Source organism: Clostridium gallinarum, assembly GCF_014836325.1.
Lineage (GTDB): Bacteria > Bacillota > Clostridia > Clostridiales > Clostridiaceae > Clostridium > Clostridium gallinarum.
Map to the genome: position 1 here is coordinate 1 of NZ_JACSQZ010000088.1, position 7,656 is coordinate 7,656.

At 28.1% G+C, this 7,656-nt stretch carries 7 protein-coding genes; all 7 read left to right on the forward strand.

All coding sequences use genetic code 11. From position 1 onward, the window contains the following. Positions 1 to 189: 189 nt before the first annotated feature. Positions 190 to 1,383, forward strand: coding sequence for a pyridoxal phosphate-dependent aminotransferase (locus tag H9660_RS15175; RefSeq protein ID WP_191751225.1), 1,194 nt, complete (start codon positions 190 to 192; stop codon positions 1,381 to 1,383). A 119-nt stretch (positions 1,384 to 1,502) separates the two neighbouring features. Continuing rightward, positions 1,503 to 2,480 carry a diaminopimelate dehydrogenase gene (locus H9660_RS15180; RefSeq protein WP_191751226.1) on the forward strand — a complete coding sequence of 326 codons (978 nt, stop codon included), beginning with the start codon at positions 1,503 to 1,505 and terminating at the stop codon, positions 2,478 to 2,480. A 72-nt stretch (positions 2,481 to 2,552) separates the two neighbouring features. Then, positions 2,553 to 3,287, forward strand: a complete 735-nt coding sequence (locus tag H9660_RS15185) for an AzlC family ABC transporter permease (protein ID WP_243190681.1) — start codon at positions 2,553 to 2,555, stop codon at positions 3,285 to 3,287. Continuing rightward, a complete protein-coding gene (locus H9660_RS15190) occupies positions 3,278 to 3,601 on the forward strand; it encodes an AzlD domain-containing protein (RefSeq protein ID WP_191751227.1) in 324 nt (107 codons plus the stop codon). Before H9660_RS15185 ends, H9660_RS15190 begins: the two co-directional genes overlap by 10 nt. Before the next feature lie 15 nt (positions 3,602 to 3,616). Beyond that, on the forward strand, positions 3,617 to 4,990 hold the full coding sequence (locus H9660_RS15195; protein WP_191751228.1) for a bifunctional metallophosphatase/5'-nucleotidase: 1,374 nt from the start codon (positions 3,617 to 3,619) through the stop codon (positions 4,988 to 4,990). A gap of 405 nt (positions 4,991 to 5,395) precedes the next feature. Next, entirely contained in the window at positions 5,396 to 6,739 is a 1,344-nt protein-coding gene (locus H9660_RS15200) for a dicarboxylate/amino acid:cation symporter (RefSeq protein WP_191751229.1), read from the forward strand. 170 nt (positions 6,740 to 6,909) lie between these two features. Next, entirely contained in the window at positions 6,910 to 7,500 is a 591-nt protein-coding gene (locus H9660_RS15205) for an ECF transporter S component (RefSeq protein ID WP_191751230.1), read from the forward strand. Positions 7,501 to 7,656: the final 156 nt, after the last annotated feature.

Sequence of the window (7,656 nt, forward strand, 5' to 3'; positions counted from 1 at the left end):
AGCACGAGTAGTGCCGCCAGTATCATGCCCTTATAGGGCTTAATCAAGCCACCAGCTAAGCTGGTGGTACATGACTAGAATTTATTTTTATGTAGTGATTGGTAAATAGTTCATTAGAAGGTATAATAGATTATAACAGTTTTGGTAATTTATTATTTAAAAATTTAAGGGTGTAAGGGAGTGTATAAAATGGTATCACAGGAGATGTATAAGTTAGGAAGTAAAAAATCCACAATAAGAACAATTTTTGAATATGGAAGAATGAGGGCTAAGATAGTTGGAGAAGAAAATATATATGATTTTAGCTTAGGAAATCCAAATGTTCCAACACCTAAGTTTATTACTGATGAGCTTATAAATATATTGAAAAATGAGGAGCCATGCAGTATTCATGGTTATACAGTTGCTCCGGGAGATCCAGAAGCTAGGGAATTACTTGCAAAAAGTATAAATAGAAGATTTGAAACTAATTTCTCAGGAAATAATTTATTTATGACTGCTGGAGCAGCTGCAGCTATAAGTATATGTTTCAAAGCTTTAAGTGAAGAGAATGATGAATTCATAACATTTGCTCCATATTTTCCAGAATATAAGTGTTTTGTAGAAGCTACTGGCGCTAAATTAACAGTTATACCAGCACAATTAGAAGATTTTCAAATTAATTTTCCAGAGTTTTTAAAGAAAATTAATAAGAATACAAAGGCTGTTATTGTAAATTCGCCCAATAATCCAAGTGGGGCAGTATATTCAGAGGAAACAATAATCAAATTAGCGGATATATTAAGAGAAAAAGAAAAAGAATATAATCATCCAATATTCATAATATCAGACGAGCCTTATCGAGAAATTGCTTATAATAATGTTAAAGTTCCTTATATAACTAAGTATTATAAAAATACATTAGTCTGTTACTCATATAGTAAGTCTTTTTCACTTGCTGGTGAAAGAATTGGTTATATAGTAGTTCCTAATGAGGTTGATGATTTTCATATGGTTTATGGAGCTATAGCTGGAGCATCAAGAATTTTAACTCATGTAAATGCTCCATCATTATTTCAAAAAGCTGTTGGAAGATGTGCAGGTATACCATCAGATATAAGTATTTATGAAAAAAATAAGGAGTTATTATATAATGGTTTGATTGAAGCGGGATTTAAATGTAATAAGCCAGAAGGAGCTTTTTATTTATTTCCAAAAGCATTAGAAGATGATGATATTGCTTTTTGTGAAAAAGCTAAAAAGTATGATTTGTTATTAGTACCTGGTAGTGACTTTGGATGTCCTGGATATTTTAGAGCTTCATATTGTATTAAAACTTCAACAATTGAAAAATCTATTCCATTATTTAAGAAGTTAGCAGAAGAATATAATAAATTATTATAAATTAATAAATATAAATAACAATCTGTGGAAAAAAGTGAAAAAATATGATAATCTTGTTTTAAGATAAAATTAAAATTTATATAAAAAGGGGGTGCTTGGCTATAAAGCCAAGGCAAAATATGAGCAATAAGATAAGAGTTGGAATAGTAGGCTATGGAAACCTAGGAAAAGGAGTAGAAATGGCTCTAGAGCAAAATGAAGATTTTGAATTAGAGGCTATTTTTACAAGAAGAAATCCAGATAAATTACTTGGTACTTCAAAGATGGTACATATATCAAAAATTGAAGACTATAGAGAAAAAATTGATGTAATGATTATGTGTGGAGGTTCAGCTACAGACTTACCACAGCAAACTCCAGAAATAGCAAAGATGTTTAATACAGTAGATAGTTTTGATACTCATGCTAATATACCAGAGTATTTTAATAAATTAGATGATATAACAAAGAATTCTGGTACTATTGGACTTATTTCTGTTGGGTGGGATCCAGGATTATTTTCATTAAATCGTCTATTAGGTCAGGCTGTACTTCCAAATGGCAAGGATTATACGTTTTGGGGAAAAGGTGTAAGTCAAGGTCATTCTGATGCTATTAGAAGAATTGAAGGAGTTGAAGATGGAGTTCAATATACTGTACCTATAGAAAGTGCTATAAATATGGTTCGTACAGGAAAAAATGTAGAGCTTTCATCTAGAGAAAAACATGAAAGAGTATGTTATATTGTACCTAAAGAAGATGCAGATTTAGAATATATTAAAAATGAAATAATAAATATGCCAAATTATTTTGCAGAATATAATACTACAGTAAATTTTATTACTGAAGAAGAAATGAATAAAAATCATAAAGGAATGCCTCATGGGGGATTTGTTATTCGTACAGGAGTAACTGGAGAGGGCACCAATCAAAGAATGGAGTTTAGCTTAAAACTTGATAGTAATCCTGAGTTTACTTCTAGTGTATTAGTAGCTTATGCAAGAGCTGTATATAGACTACATAAAGAAGGGCAAAAGGGAGCTAGAACAGTTTTAGATATTCCATTTAGCTATTTATCTCCAAAATCAGGAGAAGAACTAAGAAAAGAATTATTATAATATTAAAATAGGATATCTCAAAAGTATTTTGGGGTATCTATTTATTTTATAAAGTAAAGGGAGGGGCTAGGAATGAATGAGAATGCTATGGTTGAAATGGAAGAAATTGTAGTAAATAATGAAGAAGGCTTTAAACAAGGAGTAAAAGATTGTATTCCAACATTACTTGGATATTTAAGCATAGGTTTTGCAGCAGGAGTAGTTGAAAAAACTTCTGGAATGAGTATTTTAGAAATAGTTTTAATGTGTATTATACTTTATGCAGGTTCAGCACAATTTACAGTAGCTGCAATGATATTATCAAAAGCATCAATTTCAGCTACAATTTTTACTGTGTTTTTGGTCAATTTAAGGCATTTATTATTAAGTGCTTCAATAACACCTTATTTTAAAGGTCTTTCTAAATTAAAAAGTTTTATAGTAGGATTTGAGTTAACAGATGAAACTTTTGTAGTAGCAGCTAATAAAGGATTTAAAGATAAGAAATTAGACTTTAATTGGATGCTAGGACTTAATACAACAGCTCATTTAAATTGGTTAATAGCAAATGTCTTAGGGGGAATGTTTGGTGAATTTATAGAAAATCCTAGTAGTTTAGGATTAGACTATGCATTACCAGCTATGTTTATAGGATTATTAGTAATTCAAATATGTCAAGAAAGTAAATATAAGAAAAATATTATTATTGTAGTAATAACAGTTATATCCATGATTATATGCAGTAAATTATTTCCTGGAAATATAAGTGTAATTATTGCAACAGTAATAGGAGCAACAATTGGGGTGGTGATGGATAAATGGAATTAAGTTTATATGTATTTATTATAATTATTGGTTGTGGGGTAGTAACTATTTTACCAAGAGTAATTCCTTTAGTTTTCTTGAATAATATAAAATTAAAAAAATCAGTGATAAATTGGTTAAATTATATACCAGTTGCAGTTTTATCAGCACTTTTAGCTCAAGAATTACTTTTTTCAAATGGTCAAATATCAATATTTAATAATGAAAAAATATTAGCTGCATTGCCAACATTTCTTGTAGCAATCTTAACAAAAAGTCTTTTAGGTACTGTATTGGTTGGAGTTATGTCAATGTTAGTAATAAAATTAATATATTAGAATGGGGATAGAATTATGAGGTTTAAAATATTACATACTAATGATGTGCATAGTAGGTTTGAGAATTTTGCTAAAATTACTACTAAAATAAAAGAATTAAAAGATGGAAATACATTAATTTTAGATGCAGGAGATTATCATGATTTTAAAGATGTAATGCTTCAAGGGACAATGGGACGAGCTGGAGGAGAGTTGCTTTTAGAAGCTGGATATGAAGCTATTGCAATTGGAAATAATGAGGCCTTTGAAAGTTTAGAAACATTAAATGCTATGATAAATAACAATAAAGTACCATTCTTATCTTGTAATTTAGTTAAGTTAGATGGAAGTAAAATTTCAGGGGTTAAGGGAAGTATTATAATTAATAAATCTGGAGTAAGATTTTTAATAATAGGAACCTCTCCTAATTATACAACATTTCTTAATCTATTAGGCATGAATAGTATAGACTATAAGGAACAAATTGAAAAAGAAATGAGTGATAATAAAGGTAAGTATGATGTATGTATTTTACTTTCACATTTAGGACTTATTGAAGATACTGATATAGCTAATACTATGGAAGGCATTGATATTATAATTGATGGACATAGTCATAAGCTTATGGAAGAACCTATGTTAATAAAGAACACTATAATACATATGTCAGGATGTTATGGTGAAAATTTAGGACTTTTAGAATTTGATTATAATGGAAGCCTAAGTAATATTAATGGAATAAATATTAATGTAAAAGATGTAGAAATGGACACAAATATTTTAAGTCTTATTAAGAAAAATAGAAAAATTGCAAATGATATACTAGGAGCACCTCTTTACAGTATTAATAGAGATATGTGGCATGATGTAGTAGAGGAAAATCCAATAACTAATTTATTAGCAGATGCTATTAGAGATTTACTTAAATGTGATATTGGTTTAATTAATAGCGGAATTATGAATAGTGGCATAAGAAAAGGAGAAGTATCTTTTAAAAAATTAATTGAAATTTGTCCATCACCCTTAAATCCAACTTATATGGAGATACAAGGAAGATATATAAGGGAAGCTTTAGAAGAATCGCTAGATTCAGAGGTTTGTTATAAAGATGGTGCAGGATCGGGATTTAGAGGGAAATTCCTAGGAAAGCTTCATATATCAGGAGCTATAATTGAGCATGACAATAGTAGAATAAATAGAATAATTATAAATGGTGAAGAACTAGATGAAGAAAAATATTATAGTGTTGCCACTTCGGATTATTTACAAAGAGGAACTGGCTATAAAACTTTAGAAAATAATATAAATTTTAGATATAATCCAGAATATCTTAGAATAACACTTAGAGATTATTTAAATAAAGAAGATTTTTTAAATAATTCATATATTGATAGGTGGATTAAGAGATAACTACCATATAATAGTTAATTTAGATTGAAATATATTTACTTAAAACAAAAAAACATTGAATTAAAAATATTCATAAAATTTAATCTTATTAATAAATAAACTAACTTATATAGACAAAGATTGACAAGTTTTAAGTTCAATGATAATATAAGAAAAAAATCCCTTTAAATTGATTCGAGAAATCAGTAAGGAAGTTATAGTAAGCTTATAAATTTGAACTTTTTAATTGTATGTAAATTATTTTAAAGAGCAAATAAAAGTGTTATCATAGCCTTCCTTTTTAGGAAGGCTTTTTAATTAAATTAAACAAAAGAAAAGTGATAAAAATTATAAGTTAAGTAATTAAGCCTTATGTAGTTGTTTAGGTCGTAGAAATAGGGAAATAACTAATTAGGAGAAAGTAATATGAAAGTAAACAACAATAACAAAGTAGCAATAAAGATGGCAATTGCTCTAGCATTAGGTCTTATAGCAGGGATAGGATTCTTACTATTAAGAGAAAATTTAATTTCAAATGGAAATCAAGAAATTTGGTCTAAAATAAATAGTATTTTATTCCAAGATATAACAGCAGAAGGTGCAACAAGTGCATTAGGTATATTTTATATTATAGGTCAATTATTTGTTAATTCACTTCAACTTATAATTGTACCTATGGTATTTACATCTATAGCATTAGCTATGTGTGAAATAAGTGATACTAAGAAGCTTGGACGTATTTCTTTTAAGACAATATCAGGATTTTTAATAACATCATTTTTTGCATTAGCTTTAGCTGGAATAGTAGGATTTATAATTAAAAATTTAGGACTATTTACTGCTAATGTAGATAATCTTTCAGCACAATCAGGAGTAGCAAGTTCTACTAATCCATTACTTGTAGTAGTAAATGTAATACCTAATAATATTATATCAGTATTTTCTAAAAATACAGAAGTACTTGCAGTTGTATTTATAGCAGTAGTAGTAGGATTATGTATTAATAATTTAGAAGGTAAGATTAAAATATTAAAAAATTTATTAGAAGAAGTAAATTCAATTATTACTGTATTTTTAACTTTTGTAATAACTAAATTTGGACCAATTGCAATATTTGTACTTATAACAAGAACATTTGCAATATATGGGATAGATAATTTAAAGCCAGCTCTAGTATATGTAATAGTAACAATAATTACTTTATTAATATTCTTAATATTTGGATATGCAATATTTGTAGCTATAGGAGCTAAGGTTAATCCAATGAAGTTCGTAAAGAAAATGGGGAAAGTTGCGTTATTTGGATTTTCTACTTCGTCTTCAGCAGCAACATTACCTTTAAATACAAAGACTACAGTTGAAGAGTTAGGAGTTCATAAGGATATAGCATCTTTTATACTACCTCTTGGAATGACGATAAATATGAATGGTACTGCAATAATGCAAGTTATGGCAACAATATTTATAGCATCATCAGCAGGCTACGATGTAACAGTAGGAAATATAGTTGTTATTTCATTAATAGCATTAATAGCATCAGCTGGTACTCCAGCAGCACCAGGTGCAGGAGCAATAATACTTTTTACAGTATTATCAGGAATGGGATATAACAATGATGGGGCAATCCTTGCTTATTCATTAATTCTTGCTATAAATAGACCTATAGAAATGCTTGTAACATCTTTAAATGTAGTGGGAGATGCAGCAACAAGTGTTGTAGTTGCAAAGTCTGAAGGTATGTTAGATGAAAAAATTTATAATGCAAATTAAAGAATTATATAAATACATATAGTAGAATAAAGCTTATAAGATATTGTTATTTAATAAATATATCTTATAGGCTTTTTTTATAGAAAAATAATAATGTATCGATACAATTGACTTAATTCGAATAGGGTTGTAAACTTTATAATAAGTTTACAATAAAAGGGGGGATTGTTTTGATTAAACAATCAAAATTAAAAAAATTAAGTCAAACTGCATTATTATCAGCATTATGTTTTGTATCATTTACCTATTTACAAATTAAAATACCAGTTCCAGGTGGTGATGCAACTTCACTTCATATAGGAAATGCATTTTGTGTTTTAGCTGCACTGTTACTTGGGGGATGGTATGGTGGATTAGCGGGGGCAATAGGTATGACAATTGCAGATTTAATAGATCCTGTATATATAATGGTAGCACCTAAAACTTTTATTTTAAAATTATGTATTGGACTAATTACTGGGTTAATTGCGCATAAAATTGCAAAAATAAGTCAAAAAGAAGATAAAAAATATATTTTAAAGTGGAGTATTATTGCAGCTGTTGGAGGCTTAGGCTTTAATGTAATTGCAGATCCTATAGTTGGATTTTTTTACAAACAATTTATATTAGGACAACCTCAAGATGCAGCTATGATCTTAGCTAAACTAAGTGCAGTTACTACATTTATAAATGCGGTAGTATCTGCAATATTAGTAGTTATTATTTACAATTCTATAAGACCAATATTAAATAAATCTGGTTTATTAGAGAAAGTAGAATAAGATATAATTTTTGACTAAGGAGTTGTCTCTAAGAGATAGCTCTTTATTTAATGAAATTTAAATTTATTTAAAGATTTTCTTAATGTATAGACCAGTTATAAAAAGTCAATACTTTTTTAAAAAATTCTTTTATTAAATAAGGGTATACTTAAGAAA

Bases quoted from the DNA above. Each gene is read 5' to 3' on its own strand.
- H9660_RS15190 (WP_191751227.1), top strand. From the start codon at position 3,278: ATGGAATTAAGTTTATATGTATTTATTATAATTATTGGTTGTGGGGTA.
- H9660_RS15195 (WP_191751228.1), top strand. From the start codon at position 3,617: ATGAGGTTTAAAATATTACATACTAATGATGTGCATAGTAGGTTTGAG.
- H9660_RS15180 (WP_191751226.1), top strand. From the start codon at position 1,503: ATGAGCAATAAGATAAGAGTTGGAATAGTAGGCTATGGAAACCTAGGA.
- H9660_RS15200 (WP_191751229.1), top strand. From the start codon at position 5,396: ATGAAAGTAAACAACAATAACAAAGTAGCAATAAAGATGGCAATTGCT.
- H9660_RS15175 (WP_191751225.1), top strand. From the start codon at position 190: ATGGTATCACAGGAGATGTATAAGTTAGGAAGTAAAAAATCCACAATA.
- H9660_RS15185 (WP_243190681.1), top strand. From the start codon at position 2,553: ATGAATGAGAATGCTATGGTTGAAATGGAAGAAATTGTAGTAAATAAT.